The organism is Ruegeria sp. SCP10, assembly GCF_040329495.1.
Taxonomy (GTDB): Bacteria; Pseudomonadota; Alphaproteobacteria; order Rhodobacterales; family Rhodobacteraceae; genus Ruegeria.
Genome location: NZ_JBDZYF010000002.1, coordinates 490,472 through 509,151, shown reverse-complemented (window position 1 = coordinate 509,151; position 18,680 = coordinate 490,472). Strand labels below are relative to the sequence as shown.

The 18,680-nt window shown below is 56.9% G+C and carries 16 protein-coding genes and 1 other RNA gene; 6 read left to right on the top strand and 11 right to left on the bottom strand.

Translation table 11 applies throughout. From position 1 onward, the window contains the following. Positions 1–23: 23 nt before the first annotated feature. Positions 24–767: a transcriptional regulator FnrL gene (fnrL, locus tag ABLN87_RS08900; RefSeq protein ID WP_353009177.1), complete on the bottom strand. Its 744-nt coding sequence runs from the start codon at positions 765–767 to the stop codon at positions 24–26. Between the two features lie 61 nt (positions 768–828). Here fnrL and hemN point away from each other — a divergent pair, with 61 nt between their 5' ends. Next, complete coding sequence (gene hemN / locus ABLN87_RS08895) at positions 829–2,184, top strand: oxygen-independent coproporphyrinogen III oxidase (protein ID WP_353009175.1); 1,356 nt, start codon at positions 829–831, stop codon at positions 2,182–2,184. 209 nt (positions 2,185–2,393) lie between these two features. Then, positions 2,394–4,322 carry an elongation factor G gene (locus ABLN87_RS08890; RefSeq protein WP_353009173.1) on the top strand — a complete coding sequence of 643 codons (1,929 nt, stop codon included), beginning with the start codon at positions 2,394–2,396 and terminating at the stop codon, positions 4,320–4,322. A 19-nt stretch (positions 4,323–4,341) separates the two neighbouring features. On the opposite strand, the gene ABLN87_RS08885 is transcribed toward ABLN87_RS08890, so the two are convergent. The 5 genes from ABLN87_RS08885 to ABLN87_RS08865 form a co-directional block, all read right to left on the bottom strand. Next, positions 4,342–5,919: an ABC transporter ATP-binding protein gene (locus ABLN87_RS08885; RefSeq protein ID WP_353009171.1), complete on the bottom strand. Its 1,578-nt coding sequence runs from the start codon at positions 5,917–5,919 to the stop codon at positions 4,342–4,344. Further along, complete coding sequence (locus ABLN87_RS08880) at positions 5,916–7,022, bottom strand: ABC transporter permease (RefSeq protein WP_353009169.1); 1,107 nt, start codon at positions 7,020–7,022, stop codon at positions 5,916–5,918. Before ABLN87_RS08880 ends, ABLN87_RS08885 begins: the two co-directional genes overlap by 4 nt. Next, positions 7,023–8,108 carry a microcin C ABC transporter permease YejB gene (locus tag ABLN87_RS08875; RefSeq protein ID WP_170533221.1) on the bottom strand — a complete coding sequence of 362 codons (1,086 nt, stop codon included), beginning with the start codon at positions 8,106–8,108 and terminating at the stop codon, positions 7,023–7,025. It lies immediately after the preceding gene. A 6-nt stretch (positions 8,109–8,114) separates the two neighbouring features. Beyond that, positions 8,115–10,058, bottom strand: a complete 1,944-nt coding sequence (locus ABLN87_RS08870; RefSeq protein WP_353009167.1) for an extracellular solute-binding protein — start codon at positions 10,056–10,058, stop codon at positions 8,115–8,117. 175 nt (positions 10,059–10,233) lie between these two features. Continuing rightward, the gene (locus ABLN87_RS08865; RefSeq protein WP_353009269.1) at positions 10,234–10,746 is read right to left on the bottom strand and encodes a c-type cytochrome; all 513 of its coding nucleotides are present in this window, start codon (positions 10,744–10,746) and stop codon (positions 10,234–10,236) included. A 120-nt stretch (positions 10,747–10,866) separates the two neighbouring features. On the opposite strand from ABLN87_RS08865, the gene ABLN87_RS08860 reads away from it, so the two are divergent. After that, positions 10,867–11,700, top strand: a complete 834-nt coding sequence (locus tag ABLN87_RS08860; RefSeq protein ID WP_353009164.1) for a prephenate dehydratase — start codon at positions 10,867–10,869, stop codon at positions 11,698–11,700. A gap of 10 nt (positions 11,701–11,710) precedes the next feature. Here the strand turns inward: ABLN87_RS08860 and ABLN87_RS08855 are convergent, their stop codons facing one another. Genes ABLN87_RS08855 through nudC form a run of 4 tightly spaced genes read right to left on the bottom strand, consistent with a single transcriptional unit; the run spans position 11,711 to position 14,252 of the window. After that, positions 11,711–12,253, bottom strand: coding sequence for a chloramphenicol phosphotransferase CPT family protein (locus ABLN87_RS08855; protein WP_353009161.1), 543 nt, complete (start codon positions 12,251–12,253; stop codon positions 11,711–11,713). Between the two features lie 5 nt (positions 12,254–12,258). Further along, complete coding sequence (locus ABLN87_RS08850) at positions 12,259–12,732, bottom strand: GNAT family N-acetyltransferase (RefSeq protein ID WP_353009159.1); 474 nt, start codon at positions 12,730–12,732, stop codon at positions 12,259–12,261. Between the two features lie 34 nt (positions 12,733–12,766). After that, the gene (locus ABLN87_RS08845) at positions 12,767–13,234 is read right to left on the bottom strand and encodes an SRPBCC family protein (RefSeq protein ID WP_353009156.1); all 468 of its coding nucleotides are present in this window, start codon (positions 13,232–13,234) and stop codon (positions 12,767–12,769) included. Positions 13,235–13,268: 34 nt separating this feature from the next. Then, the gene (nudC, locus tag ABLN87_RS08840) at positions 13,269–14,252 is read right to left on the bottom strand and encodes an NAD(+) diphosphatase (RefSeq protein WP_353009153.1); all 984 of its coding nucleotides are present in this window, start codon (positions 14,250–14,252) and stop codon (positions 13,269–13,271) included. 180 nt (positions 14,253–14,432) lie between these two features. On the opposite strand from nudC, the gene ABLN87_RS08835 reads away from it, so the two are divergent. From ABLN87_RS08835 to rsgA, 3 genes are all read left to right on the top strand, one after another. Next, complete coding sequence (locus ABLN87_RS08835; protein ID WP_353009151.1) at positions 14,433–16,310, top strand: bifunctional 2',3'-cyclic-nucleotide 2'-phosphodiesterase/3'-nucleotidase; 1,878 nt, start codon at positions 14,433–14,435, stop codon at positions 16,308–16,310. 39 nt (positions 16,311–16,349) lie between these two features. Further along, an RNA gene (ffs, locus tag ABLN87_RS08830) (signal recognition particle sRNA small type) lies at positions 16,350–16,448 on the top strand. Positions 16,449–16,607: 159 nt separating this feature from the next. Further along, positions 16,608–17,636, top strand: coding sequence for a ribosome small subunit-dependent GTPase A (gene rsgA / locus ABLN87_RS08825; RefSeq protein WP_353009148.1), 1,029 nt, complete (start codon positions 16,608–16,610; stop codon positions 17,634–17,636). Between the two features lie 31 nt (positions 17,637–17,667). On the opposite strand, the gene ABLN87_RS08820 is transcribed toward rsgA, so the two are convergent. After that, entirely contained in the window at positions 17,668–18,525 is an 858-nt protein-coding gene (locus ABLN87_RS08820) for an alpha/beta hydrolase family protein (RefSeq protein ID WP_353009146.1), read from the bottom strand. Positions 18,526–18,680: the final 155 nt, after the last annotated feature.

Below are 18,680 nucleotides of genomic sequence, written 5' to 3'. Positions count from 1 at the left end.
GAGCCCGCTAGCGAGCCAGACACTCAGACAAGAAACCCGCCATCCGAGTCATCTCCGGCCTCTTCCAACAGCCGATCCATATCCGGTACGGTCACATGGCGTTTGCCTTCCAGCAAGATCACTCCGTCCTTTTTGAGCGCCGAAATCTGCCGACTGACGGTCTCTAGCGTCAAACCAAGATAATCCGCCATGGCTTCGCGTGTAAGCGGGAGATCGAAAACAAACGGACCAGACAGCCCCTTTTGGCTGACTGATGCATCGCGCCGGGCAATGATCGACAACAGGCTGGCAATCTTTTCCCTTGCGGTTTTGCGCCCCAGAACCAACATCCACTCGCGGGCGGCATCCAACTCGTCCAAGGTCATTTGAAGCAGGCGATGTGCGATATGTGGCGTCACATTCATCATCTCTTCGAAGGGTTTCTTGCGAAAACAGCACATCACCACATCCGTGGTGGCCTGCACATCATAGGCCGCCGCGTCGCGCCCGGGGCGACCGACAAAATCGCTGGGCAGCAACAGACCCACCATCTGGGTCCGGCCATCCTCCATCGTTTGAGTCAGCGAGGCGATGCCTGATACGACGGAGCCGACAAAATTCATATGATCGCCCGACCAAATGATCGTCTGACCTGCTTCGAAGCTACGGTAGTACTTGATACTGTCGAGTGCTTCGAGTTCATCCGCATCACAGCGCGCACACACAGCGCGATGGCGGATAGGGCAACTTTCACAGTTAGCGTGATCGAACTGTAGTTTTGCTGTCATGCGCGTTCCCACTTGATCTCGGTCAAAGCAGCCAAGTCGTCTATGTGCCTAGGGTATCGCTATGATACAGAAATCACAATTGGCTCGGCTTGGACTTTTTGACGCGAAGGTGCCGCGTTACACCAGCTATCCCACCGCCCCCCATTTCAGCAATGATGTGGGGGCGGATCGTTTTGGCGACTGGGTTTCCGCAATCAAGCCTGAAAGCGCGATCTCGCTGTACATCCATGTCCCGTTCTGTCGCAGGTTGTGCTGGTTCTGCGCTTGCCGCACGCAGGGAACACAAACCGATAACCCGGTGATCGCCTACGTGGATGTGCTGAAGGCCGAGCTTGATCTGCTAGCCGCGCGTCTGCCCGATGGTGTGGTTTTATCGCGCCTGCATTGGGGCGGAGGCACCCCGACCCTGTTGAATCCCGATCTGATGCGCGATCTGTCCCGCCATATCTTTAGCATTGTTCCTCTGGGCCACGATGCCGAGTTCTCAGTAGAGATCGACCCGAACGAGGTTGACGAAGCGCGGCTGGATGCGCTGGCCGAGGCGGGCATGAATCGGGCCTCAATCGGTGTCCAGGATTTCGACGACGAGATTCAAAAGACAATTGGCCGCATCCAAAGCTATGACACCACCCGAGATGCGGTTGATACGATCCGTGCGCGCGGTATCACCAGTCTGAACACCGATATTCTGTATGGCCTGCCCCACCAGACCAAGGAGCGCATGACCGAAAGCGTTCAAAAGCTTCTGTCGCTTAATCCGGACCGGGTGGCGTTATACGGCTACGCCCATGTCCCTTGGATGGCGAAACGACAGCAACTTATCCCGTCAGAGACGCTGCCAACGCCGGAACAACGGCTGGATTTGTTCGACACAGCCCGCCGCCTGTTCATGTGGGACAACTACGCTGAGATCGGCATCGACCATTTCGCGACGCAAGAAGACGGCCTGACCAAGGCGTTGAATTCAGGGCGGCTGAAACGGAACTTTCAAGGTTATACAGACGACCAAGCCGAAGTTCTGATTGGCGTCGGCGCAAGCTCGATTTCGCGCTTCCCGCAGGGTTATGCACAGAACAACCCGGCGACATCGGCGCATACCAAAGCAATTCGCGATGGGAGGTTTTCGACTTCGCGCGGACATTTGTTCAAGGATCAGGACGCGCTACGCGCCCGGCTGATCGAAGCACTGATGTGCGATTTCCAGATCAACACGGCCGAAATCCTAAGCAACTTCGATGTATCGGCCGAAGATCTGGGTGGTATGTACGATTCCACAAATTCGGCCTTCGGCGGTTTGCTGCGCATCACCGAAAATGGGTTGTTCATCCCGCCCGAGGCTCGCGCATTGACCCGGATGATTGCGCGAAGTTTCGACGCTTATGACCTAAGCAAAGCCGGGCACAGCTCCGCGATCTAACATCCCCAGTTGCGCAGCACCCCCGGACAAGAGATGCGAAACAGGGGACTTGACGCACGGCATGTGTATTCCGCACACTCAAGGCGTGGGCCGCCATATGGGCCCACAGCCCGAGGCAGGCCCATTCGCAGACAACCCGTGCCGACGCCCCAGCGTGAGGCAACCCCTTTCGTGCAGCCACTCTGCAACCTGAAAGAGGGACAGCACTTATGCGCGTTTTCACGGTTCTAGGCCCCAGCCAATCGGGCAAATCCACTCTGGTCGAGGCCATAAGCCGCCTCGACGGGCGCCCCACAACATTCGACATCTGCGGAACCGTGCATTTGCACGGTTTTTCTTATTTGGACGAACCCTGGTGTGCAGTTGACGTCGATGGCGGTGGCGATGCGCTGGCCTATGTCGGCCCTGCCATGGCCATCTCGGACGCCGCAGTTGTGGTTGTGCCACCCGACCCCGACGCTGCGGTCTTATGCGCGCCCTATCTGCGCTTGGTCGAAGAGGCCGGTATCCCCTGTTTCCTGTTCATCAATCGAATGGACAACCCAAATGGCCGCATCCGCGACATCATCGCCGCGCTGCAAACCTATTGCTCTCATCACATCGCATTGCGACAGGTGCCGATCCGGGATGGGGACACGATCATTGGCGCGGTTGATCTGATTTCAGAGCGGGCGTGGAAGTATCAGGAAGGCCAACCCTCGGCCCTGATTGAGCTGCCGCTATCGGTTGAGGATCGCGAACAAGAGGCGCGCACCGAGCTACTAGAAACCTTGTCGGATTTTGATGATCATCTGCTAGAACAATTGATCGAAGACAAACAGCCCCCAAGCGCCGAGGTTTATGAACTGGCCGCGCAAGTCTTACAGAACCATCAACTAATCCCAGCCTGCCTGGGGGCCGCGAGCCATGGCAACGGCCTGACCCGGTTGATGAAAGCCCTGCGGCACGAGGCCCCAGAGTTTGATATCGCCGCTGGGAGGGATGAGGCAGCCAACAATGCACGGGCCATTGCTGGGTTTGCTGACGTGAAGAAGCATATCGGTAAGATTACAGTGCTGCGCGGCCTGGGCGATGGTGTCAAAGCGCATGAAGCCTTAGGTGGTGAAACCGTTGGCAACCTGACCACGTTGGATGCAAAAACACAGATTGGAGCGCTAGAAGCCGGACAGATCGGCCTCGCAGTCAAGTCCGATCATCTCAACCCCGGGTTCATATACGACAGCCGCGTCGCCACACCGCTGCCCGATTGGGCCGCGTCGCACCCGGTTGCGCATCGACAGGTGGTCTCGCCCGCGCATGAGAGGGACGATGTGCGCCTGTCAAACGCCCTGAGCCGATTGGTCGAGATCGATCCAGGGCTTCAGATGGAACAGGATGAACTCAGCGGGCATGCTGTTCTGGGTTCGCAAGGACCGCAACATATGCGGCGCGTGACCGCCAAGCTGGCCGAAGATTTCGGGATTGAGATCGAGACCGACGCGGTTGAAACCGCTTATCGCGAGACAATCCGCACACCCGTCGACCACCGACATCGCCATCGCAAGCAATCGGGCGGGGCAGGACAGTTCGCCGATGTCGTCATCTCGGTTTCGCCATTACCCCGCGGCTCGGGCTTTCAGTTTGAAGAGGTCGTCAAGGGCGGGGCCGTTCCCAAGAACTACATCCCGTCGGTTGAACACGGGGCACAGGATGCTCTGGTTCAAGGCCCCGAAGGCTTCCCGGTGGTGGATGTCAAAGTCACACTGAGCGATGGGAAACACCACAATGTCGACAGCTCGGACTATGCCTTCCGAACGGCTGGCAAGAACGCTGTACGTGAGGCCCTGCCGCAAGCCAAGCCAGTTGTGCTGCAGCCCATTCTGAATGCCGAGATTCACCTGCCATCCGATTTTGTGGGTGATCTGGTCCCCACAATCAGTTCGCTGCAAGGGCAGATTCTGGGGTTCGAAGGCAACCCGAATGCGTCGGGTTGGGAGATATTCAACGCCCAACTTCCCGCAGTCGCACAGGATGAACTGCACCGAACCCTTGCCAGTGCCACGCGCGGTACCGGCTGGGTAAACCTGAAATTCGATCACTACGAGGAGTTGCGCGGACCGGTCCCAACTACGGCCACACGCGAAAAAGCCAACGCCTGATAAACGCGTAGGGCGAGCGTCAGCCCGCCGCTGCGATCAATTCGCGCGTATAATCTGTTTGAGCGTTTTCAAACAGGTCTTCCGCTGCGCCCATCTCGATCACGTCGCCGTTGCGCATGACGATCACGTTATGCGACATCGCCCGGACGACTTTCAGATCATGGCTGATGAACAGATAGGCCAGGCCGTATTTCCGCTGCAAATCGCGCAGCAGGTCGACGATCTGCACCTGCACCGTCATGTCCAGCGCGCTGGTCGGTTCATCCAGCACCAGCAGTTTCGGCCGCAGCACCATGGCACGTGCAATCGCGATCCGCTGACGCTGCCCGCCCGAAAACTCATGCGGATATCGATCCATCGAGGCGGGGTCCAGACCCACTTCGGTCATCACCTCAGCCACCAATTCACGTGGGGCGCGGTGCGGGTCAACCTTGTGGATTGCCAACCCCTCGGCGATGATCTGCATACAGGTCATACGCGGACTCAGACTACCAAACGGGTCCTGGAACACGATCTGCATGTCCTTGCGCAACCGCCGTAGCTGCCGCGTTGACCAGCGGCGCACGTCCTGATCGCGGAACGTGATACCGCCTTCAGATGCGATCAACCGCATGATGGCCAAGGCAAGCGTCGTTTTACCCGAACCACTTTCACCGACAATCCCCAAAGTCTCGCCAGCCCTGACACTCAGCGTGGCGTCATTTACGGCCTTCACGTGACCTACAGTTCGTTTCAGGAACCCACGCTGGATCGGGAACCAGACCTTAAGGTGATCGGTGCGCGCAACCTCTTCGGCACCGGCGGCCACAGGGTCAGGCTGGCCCGAAGGCTCAGCCTCCAGCAGCTTGCGCGTATAAGGGTGCTGCGGGTTGTCGAAAATCTCAGCCGTGATCCCGCTTTCGACGATCTCGCCATCCTTCATCACGCAGACGCGATCAGCGATCCGCCGCACGATGCCAAGGTCGTGAGTGATAAACAGCATCCCCATATTCTCGGATTTCTGAAGCTCAGCCAGCAGTTCCAGTATCTGCGCCTGAATGGTCACATCAAGCGCCGTTGTCGGCTCATCCGCGATCAGAATGTCCGGCTTATTGGCCAAGGCCATCGCAATCATCACCCGCTGACGCTGCCCACCCGACAGTTGGTGCGGATAGCTGTCCAGCCGTTCCTCGGGATCGCGGATGCCAACCTTGGTCAGCAATTCGACAATCCGAGCGCGCGCTGCATCGCCTGTTAGCCCCTGATGCAACGCCAGCGACTCGGCCATCTGTTTTTGGATGGTGTGCAACGGATTCAACGATGTCATCGGCTCCTGAAAGATGAAGCTGATGTCGTTTCCGCGAACCTCCATCAGCTTGTCCTCGGACGCACCAATCATTTCTTGCCCATCATACCGCACGGACCCTTCCACAATCGCGCTGTCCCCCAGCAGGGACACTGTCGACAAGGCTGTCACGGATTTACCCGATCCCGATTCCCCGACCAGCGCAACAGTTTCGCCCCGGTCCACGGTGAAGGAAACACCTTTGACCGCTGCCGAAACCTGCCCGTCCTGCCGGAACGAGACCCTCAGGTTGTTCACATCCAACAGGCTCATGAGAAGGTCTTTCTGGGATCAAACGCATCACGGACACCTTCGAAAATGAAGACAAGCAGCGATAGCATGATGGCAAAGGTGAAGAACGCAGTGAAGGCCAGCCAAGGGGCCTGAAGGTTCTGTTTCGCCTGCAAAGTCAGCTCCCCCAGTGACGGGGCCGAGGATGGCAGGCCGAAGCCCAGGAAATCCAGCGAGGCTAGCCCGCCGATGGTGCCGGTCACGATGAACGGCATGAAGGTCAGGGTGGCAACCATCGCATTTGGCAGCATGTGGCGGAACATGATGGTCATGTTTCCCACGCCGAGCGCGCGCGCGGCACGGACATATTCCAGGTTACGCGCCCGCAGGAACTCGGCCCGAACAACACCCACAAGGCCTGTCCAGCCAAACAGGATCATCAATGCCACCAACAACCAGAAACTTCGCCCCAAGATGGCGAACATGATGATGATGACATAGAGCGAGGGTGTTGCCGACCAGATCTCGATAATCCGCTGGAAAATCAGATCAAGCCAACCGCCAAAGAACCCCTGAATGGCCCCGGCAAATATGCCGATCAGGCTGGCCGCGCCTGTCACCAGTAGGGTAAACAGGATCGACAGGCGGAAGCCATAGATGACCCTCGCCAGCACATCGCGTTTCGTGTCATCCGTGCCCAGCAGGTTCTGCCCGTTGGGCGGCAACGGGGCCGCACCGGAGCGGTCGACGCTCGTGTTGTAGGAATACGGGATCAGAGGCCAGATGGCCCAGCCGCGTTCGAACCCGTCGGCCTGATAGGTTCCGGCGTCGATCTGTTCGATAATGCCTTCGGGATCGTCGAAACAGGCGTCCATGCCACCACTGTCGATCAGGCACATAACCTCGGGGTCGCGATAAATCGCTTCGGTTTGGAAGTCGCCGCCAAACTCGGTTTCTGGGTAAAAGTTGAAGATCGGCGTATAGAACTCGCCGCGGTATTGCACCAGGATCGGTTTGTCGTTCGCGATAAACTCGGCAAACAGTGACAGGCCGAACAAAATTGAGAAGATGATCAAAGACCAGAATGCACGGCTGTTACGCCGGAAATTGCGCCAGCGGCGCTGGTTCAGAGGGGAGAGAGCCACTTATCCCTCCCGCTTTTCGAAGTCGATGCGCGGATCGACAAGGACGTACATCAGATCGCTGATGATCCCAACCACCAAACCCATCAGGCCGAAGATGAACAGCGTCCCGAATATCACCGGGTAGTCCCGCGCCACGGCAGCTTCGAACCCGAGGCGCCCAAGCCCGTCCAATGAGAAGATCGTCTCGATGATGATCGATCCACCGAAGAACACCCCAATGAAAACAGCTGGAAAACCAGCGATCACGATCAGCATGGCATTGCGGAACACATGGCCATAGAGAACCCGTTTTTCGCTCAACCCCTTGGCGCGCGCGGTCATGACATATTGCTTCTTAATCTCATCGAGAAACGAGTTTTTGGTCAGCAGCGTCAGTGTCGCAAAGGCGGAAATGGTCAGCGCAATGATCGGCAAGGCGATGTGCCAGAAGTAGTCAGCGATTTTGCCAAGCAGGCTCAAGCTCTCCCAATTGTCCGAGGTCAGCCCGCGCAGTGGGAAGATTTGCCAATAAGATCCACCGGCAAACAGAACCAGAAGCAGGATGGCGAACAGGAAACCGGGGATGGCATAGGCAACGATAATGGTGCCGCTGGTCCAGGTATCGAAGGTCGATCCATCCTTGACGGCCTTGCGAATTCCCAACGGAATGGAAACGAGATAGGCAATCAGGGTCGACCAAAGGCCCAGAGAGATCGACACGGGCATCTTTTCCAGCACCAGATCAATCACGCTGATCGACCGGAAATAGCTCTCACCAAAATCCAGCGTCAGGTAGTTCCCCATCATGGTCAAAAACCGCTCTAGCGGCGGTTTGTCGAAACCGAACTCCTTTTCCAGTTCTTCGATAAATTCCTTCGGCAGTCCACGGGCGCCGATGTACTCGCTGTCTGACCCAAATGTTTCTTCGGTCTGAACGTTCTCGCCCCCGGCAAAACCGGCGAATACATCACCTTCGCCCTGCATCTGGGCCAGAATTTGTTCGATCGGGCCACCTGGCACAAATTGCACCAGTGTGAAATTCACGATCATGATGCCAAGCAACGTTGGAATGACCAGCAAAAGCCGGCGTAGTATATATGCGCCCAAAGTCTGTTACCTCACCGCGCCGGCAGTTTTTAGCTTCTGGTACTTCTCGTCATTGAACCACCAGAAATCAAACTGACCCACAGCCAGCGGAGGCAGCACCTCGGGATGCTCATACATGTCGTAATAGGCGACCCAAGTATCCGCAACATATCCGGAAGGTACCTGAATTCGCAGGTATCGAAGGACACGATCCAGAGCTTTTAGCGATGCAATCTCTTCCTCGCGCGATTTGGTATCCAGAGCCGCATCAATGATCGCGTCAACCAGCGGGCTTTGCAAAGACTGCGGATTGTAAGACGATACGACAGCGGTTTCTGATCCATACGCCTGTTTGAGACCGGTACCTGCTTCCAAGAACGGCTGGTTGCGGAAAAAGATCATGTCGAAGTCTTTGTCATAGTACCGCTGAATCCACTGGGCACTGTCGATCTTTTCAACCGTGACCGAAACACCAAAGCTTTCCAGGCTTGATGCATAGGTGGTCACGATAGCCTCTGCCGTGTCCGAAGAGGACGCATTCAACATGATCTGGATGGACATCGGATTGCCATCGGCATCCTGCAGCTTCCCCGCACCATTTACGGTCCAGCCCGCTTCGGAGAGCAGCTTTAAGGCAGTACGTTTGTTCCGACGGTCCACGGTGCGGGCCGGGCTTGAGCTGTGCGCACGTACCGCTTCCTGTGTCAGCACCTCTGCGGGCACCAAATCGCCAAGCGATTCGAGGAAGGTTTTCTCAAGACCCGTGGGAACCCCCTCGGCAGCAACTTCCGAGTTTTCTGCGAAGGAATGGCGCTGTTCGGTCAGACCATATTGCAGGGATTCGGACGTCCACTCGAAGTTGAAGGCAAGCCCCAAAGCCTCTCGCACTTTGATGTCGTCAAACGGTGCCCGCGTCATATTGAAGATAAAGCCCGAAGGCGATGGAGGCGACATGACCGGTATTTCTTCGCGTTTCACATAGCCGTTTTGGACAGCCGGAAAATCATATCCCGTTGCCCATTTCTTTGTGCTGCCTTCAGCCCGGAAGGTGTAGACACCCGCCTTAAACGCCTCAAATTCGGCAGCATCATCTGCGAAGTATTCGACCCGAACGGTCTCAAAGTTGTGACGGCCAACATTGATCGGCAGATCCCAACCCCAATAGTCGGGGTTGCGCCGATAGACGATATAGCGGTTCAGCTCAAAATCGTCGACCACGTAGGGCCCGCTGCCCATCGGGGTTTGCAAGCTCTGTTTGTCCAATCGCTCGCCCGTTTTTTCGTACCAGGCTTTTGAAAACACTGGGGTTCCGCCAACCTGAGAAATCAAGGAGCGGCGCGAAATTCCGTCCACAAAATTGTATTTGATCGTGTGGTCATCGATGATCTCATAGCCTTCGATCCGCTGCTTCACCGCGCGGGCATAGCTGCGGATGCCTTGTTCCAGAAACAGGTCATGCGTAAACGCTGCGTCATGGGCGGTCAGTGGAGTGCCATCTGCAAACCGGGCTTCAGGACGCATATAGAATATGCACCATTCCTTGGTGTCTGGGTATTCGACGGCTTCTGCCAACAACCCGTAAGCTTCTGTGATGGAGTCTGCAGGCGTCGCAGATCCAAATGGGCTTTCGCCAAACATGCTTTCCGCAATCAGCCCCGAATACAGCCCGGCTTTGCCTTGCCAGTTGAACCGGTTCATCCCGTCGAACGTTCCGCGCGTTGAAACCGATATATGGCCCCCAACAGGCGCATCAGGGTTCACATAGTCAAAATGTTTGAAGTCGGGTGGATATTTAAGGTCACCAAAGAACGAATACCCATGTGCCCGAATGATGGTCTCCGCATCAGCACCAGCGGCCAAAGCGCCGCCGAGCCCGGGGGCGGTTGCAGCAACAGCCGTACCGCCCAATAGTTGCAGCGCTGTACGCCTGTTCATACGCGCCTGCGTTGGTGTCGTGCTTTTGCGTGTCATCCCCACCTCTCCTACAAACCTGTCAACGTCTTGATGCGTCTCAGCCTAGCTAAAAGCCTAGACCACACAGTTTCAAGTTTAGAATGCATAAGCGTATTGTGAAGTAATCCTCACGCAAAAATTAAAGCCGCTGCAACAGGCAGCGGCTTTCACGAGTTTTTGATCTGTTAAAAGATCAATTGCCAATGGTTTGCAGATAGGCAATCAGATCGGCGCGTTCTTCTGGCTTTCTGAGACCAGCAAAGCTCATGGATGTGCCCGAGATATAGGCGCTTGGGCGCTCAAGGAAGGCATCCAGGGCTTCTGGCGTCCAGTTGCCGCCATGCGCCTGCATCGCCGCCGAATAGCCGGTGAACCCCTTGGCCGTTGCAACAGGACGGTCAACAATTGCATAAAGATACGGACCCGTACCATTTTCCCCGTCTTCCAGCTTGTGACACGCAGTACACTTCCGGAATACGCGTGCGCCCTTTTCCGGATCTGCTGCGGCCAGCAGGTCCTCGAAGACCACTTCTTCGCCATTCGCGCTTTCGCCCGCACTTTCGGTTTCGATAATGTAAGCGGCTTCCGCCTCGCCGTGACCACCGGGTGAATACAGGATATCCGCGCCCCATTTAGCCAGGAGAAGCACCAGGAAAGTGCCAAACAGGCCTGCTGAGGCCTTGGTAACTGTCATCGTGTCGAACATTGATCGCGTGTCCATTTCAGCTGTCTGCGCAGGTGTCTAAGGCTTCCCCTGACGAGAGGCAAGGTATAGACACCGCGACTAAACGCCCAATTCAAGAACTTGTTGCACGGAATCGACCAAATGACCAATCGCATTGCTTTTCAAGGGGAACCCGGTGCCTATAGTCACGAGGCCTGCCGCAATGCGCGGCCGGAAATGGAGGCGCTGCCCTGTCGTACGTTTGAGGATGTGATCGAATCGGTTCGCTCGGGCCAGGCCGATCTGGCCATGCTACCGGTCGAAAACACCACCTATGGGCGCGTGGCTGACATTCACCGGCTTCTGCCCCATAGCGGCCTGCATATCATTGACGAGGCTTATGTGCGCGTTCACATCAATCTGCTTGGTGTCCACGGTGCCAAACTGGAAGATGTGACCGAGGCACATTCCCATCTGGTTTTGCTGCCTCAATGCGCCACTTTCCTGCGCGAACATGGCATTCGGGGCCGCGTCAGCCCCGACAACGCCCGCGCCGCACGTGAAGTCTCTGAGGCGAATGATCCGCATTCAGCCGCATTGGCCAGCGAACTGGCGGCCGAAATCTATGGCCTGGACGTACTGGCGCGCCATATCGAGGACCACGGCGACAACACAACGCGGTTTCTGGTCATGTCACCCGAGGCTGATACCTCGCGTCGTGGTGACCATGAGATGATCACCAGTTTCGTCTTTCAGGTCCGCAACATTCCCGCTGCTCTCTATAAGGCCATGGGTGGTTTTGCGACCAATGGGATCAACATGACCAAGCTGGAAAGCTATATGGTTGATGGCTCGTTCACGGCGACCCAGTTCTACGCCGATATCATGGGGCATCCGGACGACCGGAATGTCCAATTGGCAATGGATGAGCTGCAGCACTTCACGACCAATGTCGAGATTCTGGGGGTCTACCCAGCCGCCCGGCCCAGAGGCTAACAACTATTAGTTAGTTTTTGGCGTCCGAGAACTCGGACCGGCGTTCACCGCTGCGCCATGTGGCGAGTATGGCATCAACGCATAGATCGGTTCCATCGGTCGACGTGACCTCAAGATCGTATCGCCTACCGATGTGGATCGTAGCGTTATCCCGCTCGGCGCTGCCCAATGGGCGGTCCCCTCGTCGACGCTCACGCTCGGTCAATACCGGCAATGGACAATGGACCGCGACAAACAGCACATCATGAGCTCTGAACAGGGACTGCAGCTGTTCGACCCAACCCGGGGTATCCAAGATATGCTCTAGGATCAGATGATTGCCCGCATCCGCATAAGCGGCCACCGACCTGTGGAACCCATCAAAGAATGCGGCCCGATCCGAGGGCCAATCAAACTCTGCTGCGCGATACCGATCCAAGGGCAGCACACCGGAATCCCTCAGATGATCAATCGAGATGTGCCAGAACGGCAGTTCTATCTTCTTCTGAAGCGCGCGGGCGATTGTGCTCTTGCCACTGCTTGATGCACCATGAAGGACAATGATATGAGACATGCGTGTCAGACTAACAGAGTATAGGCTTTCGACACCCCAGCATCGAGCCGTCGATAGGTTCGGAAACCCATCGCGTCATAATAGGCAAGGCCGTCTTCGTTATCCGCACCAATCGTTGCGTCGATTGATGTCAGCCCGAAATCGCGGGCAGCGTTCAACGTTTGGGCAAACAATCCGCGCCCGATGCCGCGTCGCGCGGCTGTTGGCCGGATATGAGTGCCAATGATGCCCCAACCCACCGCGACATCATATGGGTTGTCTTCGGCCGCATATCTCAGCGACTGAAACCCAAGGATCTGCCCGATGTGTTCAACGGCAACCGTGCAGCGAACACTGTCAGGATGGGCTATATAGTGACCCAGAACAAACTCGGCTGTTACTGGCGCCTTGCGCTTTCCGGCATCAAAGATGTCCTGCAAGACGCTTGCGATGCTCTCCGCGTCACCTTTTTGCGCTCGCCTGTAGAAGATTTCGCTCAAAAGCTTTGCCCCTAACTGTCCGCAGCAACCGACACTACGCGCCGTGCTTGTAGCGTTGCTCCAGCTCGCGCGCGAATTCAGCCAGCCGCAGTTGAAATTGCTTGCGGAACCGCGCTTGCCCCAGCTTCATCGATTGCAACAGCAACCGGGCGGGCAGAGATTTCGCGCTTAGTGACATATCCACACTCAACCGAGTCCGACGCTGCGACAGCGCCAGCAGATCAATCGTCGTGACGCCTGCCATCCCCTTGCTGTTGGCCTCAAACCGCATCTGCGCCGGGCGTTCACAATCGGTCATGACAACGGTCATCTGGCGCGCTTTGCCACGCAGTTTGAATTCGGTGTCCCAGGTGGTGCCTGCGACGGGCGGGATATCCTGCGTCACGCGCCGCACATCGATGCCACGCCGCATCGCCATCCGCTCGAACCGGTCGAAATCGGCGACCATCTCGAACACCGAATTTATCGGGGCTTCAATATCTTCACGTGCTGAAAACTGCATTTCGGCCTTTACTACTTTTTTTTCTAGTTTTCCGTCAGTCTAATGTATCTGCAAGCCAGTTTCGCAGAAGGAAATGCGCAATTGCACCTTTCCGGGCGGGCAACAGCTTGGGATGATCTCCGGCGAAGGCCTGCATCATTTCGGTTTTGGTGACCCAAAGTGCGTCCTCGATTTCAACTGGATCAATCTTGATGTCACGCGATAGTGCTTCACCCGCGCAGCCAAACATCAGCGACGACGGAAACGGCCAAGGCTGGCTGGACAGGTACGAGACGACGCCCACCGGCACCCCTGCTTCCTCCATCACTTCGCGGCGCACAGCGGCTTCCAAAGTTTCGCCCGGCTCCACAAACCCCGCGAGTAGAGAATACATCCCTTCGGGCCAGCCGGGCGACCGGCCCATCAGAACCGCATCGCCATGTGTGATCAGCATGATGACAACCGGGTCGGTGCGTGGGAAGTGCTGGGCCCCGCAAGACGGACAGCTGCGTTGCCAACCCGCCTGCGCGATCTGGGATGGCGCACCGCATTGGGCGCAGAACTTATGCGTCTTGTGCCAGCCAATAACGGCCTTTGCGGTTGCTGCCAGCTCGGCATCGCGGGTTGAAAGCCGGGTCATGATCCGGCGCAGCTCAGCAAACGCAGTGCCCATGGGCAAGTCGGGGTGTTGCTGTTCCGACCGATCAACAAAAGTATCAAGGCCAGTCAGATCCTGACCCTCGGCTGCCCAGCCCGAGATGTCAAAGGCAAAGATCGGGGCGCGCCCTTCTTCTAAACCCAAAAAGATCGGGGCAGAGATAATCCCACCCGGTCCGTTTTGAATCACGGGGTGTGACATCGGAAGCCTGACAAGCTGATCCAGCGCCTCACCCTGCACCAGCAGTTTTCCGCGCCACAGGAGCACGCAGCGCGCCTTTGTATCACCTTGCGCTTGTTGCAGCCGTTCTGCGTCAGATCGCAGCTCAGCGGCTCGATCCAGGCCCGAGCCACCAAAAGTCACCAGTTCTGCGTTTTTCATTCATTGTCCCTTGGGCTTTGCTGACAGGGCTGCCACGGCAACCAGAATGTTGCAATGCAATTCCTCGGCACACCCCTGACCCTGCGACAACGCCGTGGTTGATACGCCTAAAAATATGTGCATTAAATCTACTAAATGTTGATTTTGAATAATATTATCGCCCAAAAGTAGTAGTTCAGAGTGAAAACAAGACCAGTTTGTACAAGTCAGACTGAAAGCGCAGACGTGAAAATTCGTATTCTCGCGACCACCGATCTGCACATGAACCTGACTGGTTTCGACTATTATTCCGACCTGCCTGATGCTTCAGTCGGGCTTACGCGAACCGCCAATCTGATCAACTCCGCACGTCATTCTGCAGGTGATGCAGTTGTCCTGCTGTTCGACAATGGCGATGCGCTTCAGGGCACACCGCTTGGTGACCGGGCGGTACAAGACCACGACACCCATCCGATGATGCAGGGCTTTGCCACTTTGCAGTACGATGCGATAGGTCTGGGCAATCACGACTTTGGCTTTGGACTGGACGCGCTGGATCGCATTCTTGCAGACGCGCCCTGCCCGGTTCTGTGCAGCAATCTGCACCCAACCAAAGGCATCCGAACACGCTGGCAAGACCACACGATCTTTGACCGAACCGTTACCTGGGACGGGCAAAAGATCCCACTGCGCATTGGTGTTTTTTCTGTTCTGCCGCCGCAGACAACCCAGTGGGAAGCGCACCACCTAAGTGGAATGGTAACCTCCGAAGGTATTCTCGACGCGGCCAAACGCGCGGTACAGAGCCTGAAATCGGCGGGATGCCATCTGATCATCGCATTGGCGCATTCAGGGATCGAGCAGGAAGACGAAGCCCCCGGGTCTGAGAATATGGTGATCGCGCTTGCAGGTCTTGCGGGCATAGATGCCCTGATCGCCGGGCATACGCATTTCACGATGCCCGGTCCAAGCCATAGCACCATGCCCCAAGTGGATCATGACGCCGGGTTGATCCATGGCAAACCCGTGGTCATGGCCGGTTCCGCAGGCTCACATCTGGGGCAGATTGATCTGCATATGGCGCATTCAGCCGATGCGGGCTGGGCCGTTGTCGCGCAAAATGCAAAACTGCATGCGGTGAGCACGGCATCAAATGACGCCGAGGCGCCGGAAAACCCCGAACTGGTCACGCTTTTTGAGCCAATCCATTCCAAAACCCGCGCTGAGATGGCAGAACCGGTGACCCGAATCTCGCAGCCCTTGCACAGCTATTTCAGCTTTTGCGCCCCGGATCAGGGGCTTGCACTTGTTGCAATGGCTCAGGCAGCAGGCCTCAGGCCATATCTAGCGGGCTCGGCACTGGCAGATCTACCGATGCTGTCGGCCGTCTCTCCTTACAAGTGTGGCGGTCGATCTGGCCCTCGCTTTTATACCGACGTCCCCGCAGGTGAGGTTTGCCTGCGCCACATCGCCGACCTGCATATTTTCCCCAATGAGCTGCGCGCCGTCAGAGTCACCGGCGCACAGGTTCTCGACTGGCTTGAGATGTCGGCTGGCGTTTTTCATCAGTTGCGATTCGATGCCGCATCCGAGCTGATTGATCCAAGCCGCGCAGGGTATAACTTTGATGTGCTGTTCGGGCTGAGCTACCAGATCGATCTGTCACAACCTGCGCGATTTGACCGCCAAGGGCAATTGCTGGGCCAAGACAATCGGCGCATACGACACTTACGCTTTAACGGGTCTGATCTGCGGCCCGAGCAGGAGGTCATCGTCGCACTCAACAACTATCGCGCCAGCGGAGGAGGGTATTTCCCATTCGTCGATCAGGCGCAGGCCATCAACTTACCGCCGCTGGATATCAAAAGGGTCCTGCGCGACTATTTGATCGGCGATCTGCCCGCCGATCCGCTGGCGCAGACACCCTATCCTTTTGCGCTTGCCCCCCAACACGGCGCACAGGCGATCCTGACCACCGGGCCCGGCGCGCTGAAGTACTTGGCCGAGTTAAACATATTTGAACCACAAGTTCTGGCCCCTGATCCCTCAGGTTTTGAACGCATTGAGTTAACTCTCTGACGGGTTGCCATTTGCAACGGGCTTGCCTATATCAAGCCCTGAGAGGTTGGCGCGGGCGAGCGCCTCGCCAACCTGGTCAGGTCCGGAAGGAAGCAGCCACAACGAGCCCCGCTTGGGTCGATGTCCAACCTCTCACTGATCGCAACCGACAAGCCGCAGGAGGGCTTTTATGAGTGTAGCAAAAACCCTTCAGGCAGCGCGGTTCTGATCGCAATCTACCCGACTGCCTGAACACATCGCCACTGGATGCGCGTCTGCCATCTGGTCGCTATGCTGTTTCTGAACATAGGCAGATCAATGTCTCATACACTTTCGGACCTGGGATGGTCCTCTCATTTTGCCGCGCAAAGCGTGGATTACTCTAATCACACCCCCTATCGCATCTCAGCGGTACACCGCGATCGCCTGATCGGGCTGTCAACTGAAGGCGAAACGCCACTTACTTCACCCAGTCGTTCAACTGGCGACTTTGCAGTGGGCGACTGGGTGCTTGCTGATCAGGATCAGCGCATTCAGCACCTGCTCGACCGGCGCAGCCTGCTGCAACGGCGTGCCGCTGGCACAGGAGCCGAGGCGCAACTGATCGCCGCAAATCTGGATGTGCTGTTCATCGTCACCTCATGCAATGCGGATTTCAACCTGCCCCGGCTAGAGCGATACTTGGCCCTTGCCAATCAGGCCGGGTGCTATCCGGTTATCGTGCTGACCAAAGCGGACCTGTGTGCTGATCCCGACGCAGTTCAGCGTCAGGCACAAAAACTTGGGCCATTCCTGACCATTCTGACCGTCAACGCGCTTGACCCTGAGGATATAGAAGAAGTCCTCAGCTGGTGCCCCACCGGACAGACGGCTGCTCTGGTTGGCTCATCCGGCGTTGGAAAAACCACGCTGGCCAATGGAATGACGGGTCAGGCAGAGGCAACGGCAAGCATCCGCGAGGATGACGCCCATGGCCGTCATACCACAACCGCCCGTGCCCTGCATCCAATGCGGAACAAAGGCTGGCTGATCGATACCCCAGGCATGCGCGCGTTGCGTTTGCTTGATGCGCAAGAGGGTGTGGATGAGGTCTTTTCAGACATTCTGGACCTTTCGCAAGGATGCCGGTTCTCGGATTGCCAACATGAACAGGAACCGGGATGTGCCGTACAGGCTGCGATTACCGATGGCACGCTTGATCCTGCGCGGCTGGATCGATGGCGTAAGCTGCGGCGCGAGGATCAGAGGAATTCTGAAACCCTCGCCCAATCTCGCGCGCGCGATAAGGCGTTCGGAAAGATGGTCCGGTCGGTTGTGAAAGGCAAAAAGCACCTAAAAGGTCGGTGAGCAAAACAGGGGCGTCGCGCAATCGACGCCCCTACTCAATCAACCGGGGCCAAACGGCCGCGTTACGCCGCGCAAACGCGCCGATATGACCGATCTCCCTAACCCCGAAGTCACGTGCAGACAGCACATGGCGTTGCGCTTTTGAACCATAAAGATCGGCCAATCGCCATACCGCCTTAGGCGGAACGGTCTGATCATCATCGCTGGTAAACAGATCCACCGGGACACCCGATTCCGCCCAGCGCGCTTGTGGCAGGTTTTGCCCCATCTCGGGTAGATAGCTGTGCGGCGCAGTGCACCACCTGCGCCATTGCCAGTAGACAGGGCCCGGCAAATCAGCCCCAAACCCGATTGCCTTGCCCGGCAAATACCCCAGCGCCTTCACCAGCAACGGCACATGCCCGCGCCAAAACATCCAGGCCAGCCCTTTGTAGGGCCAGGGATGATCCGACAAGGTGACCAGCCCCGAGCAGACACAGATCATTCGGTCGATCTTGTCGATATCCCGCTGCACCGGCCCCAACATCCCGCCGACCGAATGGCCAATTGTCCACTGGTTGGCATCAGGAAAACGTCGCCGCATCTCGGCCCGCGCCGCCGGCATGTCGATCAATGCCCAATCGGCCATTGTGACCTTTGAGTCTTTCAAACGCCCAGTGCATGAGTGGCCAAAATCGCTGTAGTCATAAGTTAGGCAGGCCATACCGCGCTCTGCAGCCAACCATCTTGCGAAGTGTTGATAATAGTCGCGTGGGACGCCCGTTGCCCCGTTCAATACAACAACTGTTTCGGGGTTGACTAAGGGACAATACAAGCGCGCCGACAGCATCGCTGATCCGGATGGGAACTGAAAGTCTTCAACTTTCGCTGCCTCGTGCGTATCTAACATCGCGTCTTCGGGTGCTTTCTGAACCGATCAGTTTACCGATCTACAAAGCACAACAAACCTTGTCCGAGTCAACCCGAGGACTACTTGACCAAACGTCCACCTGCGCAACACCATGCATCTGCCCAGAGTTGCAACGACACCGCACGCGCCCCTGC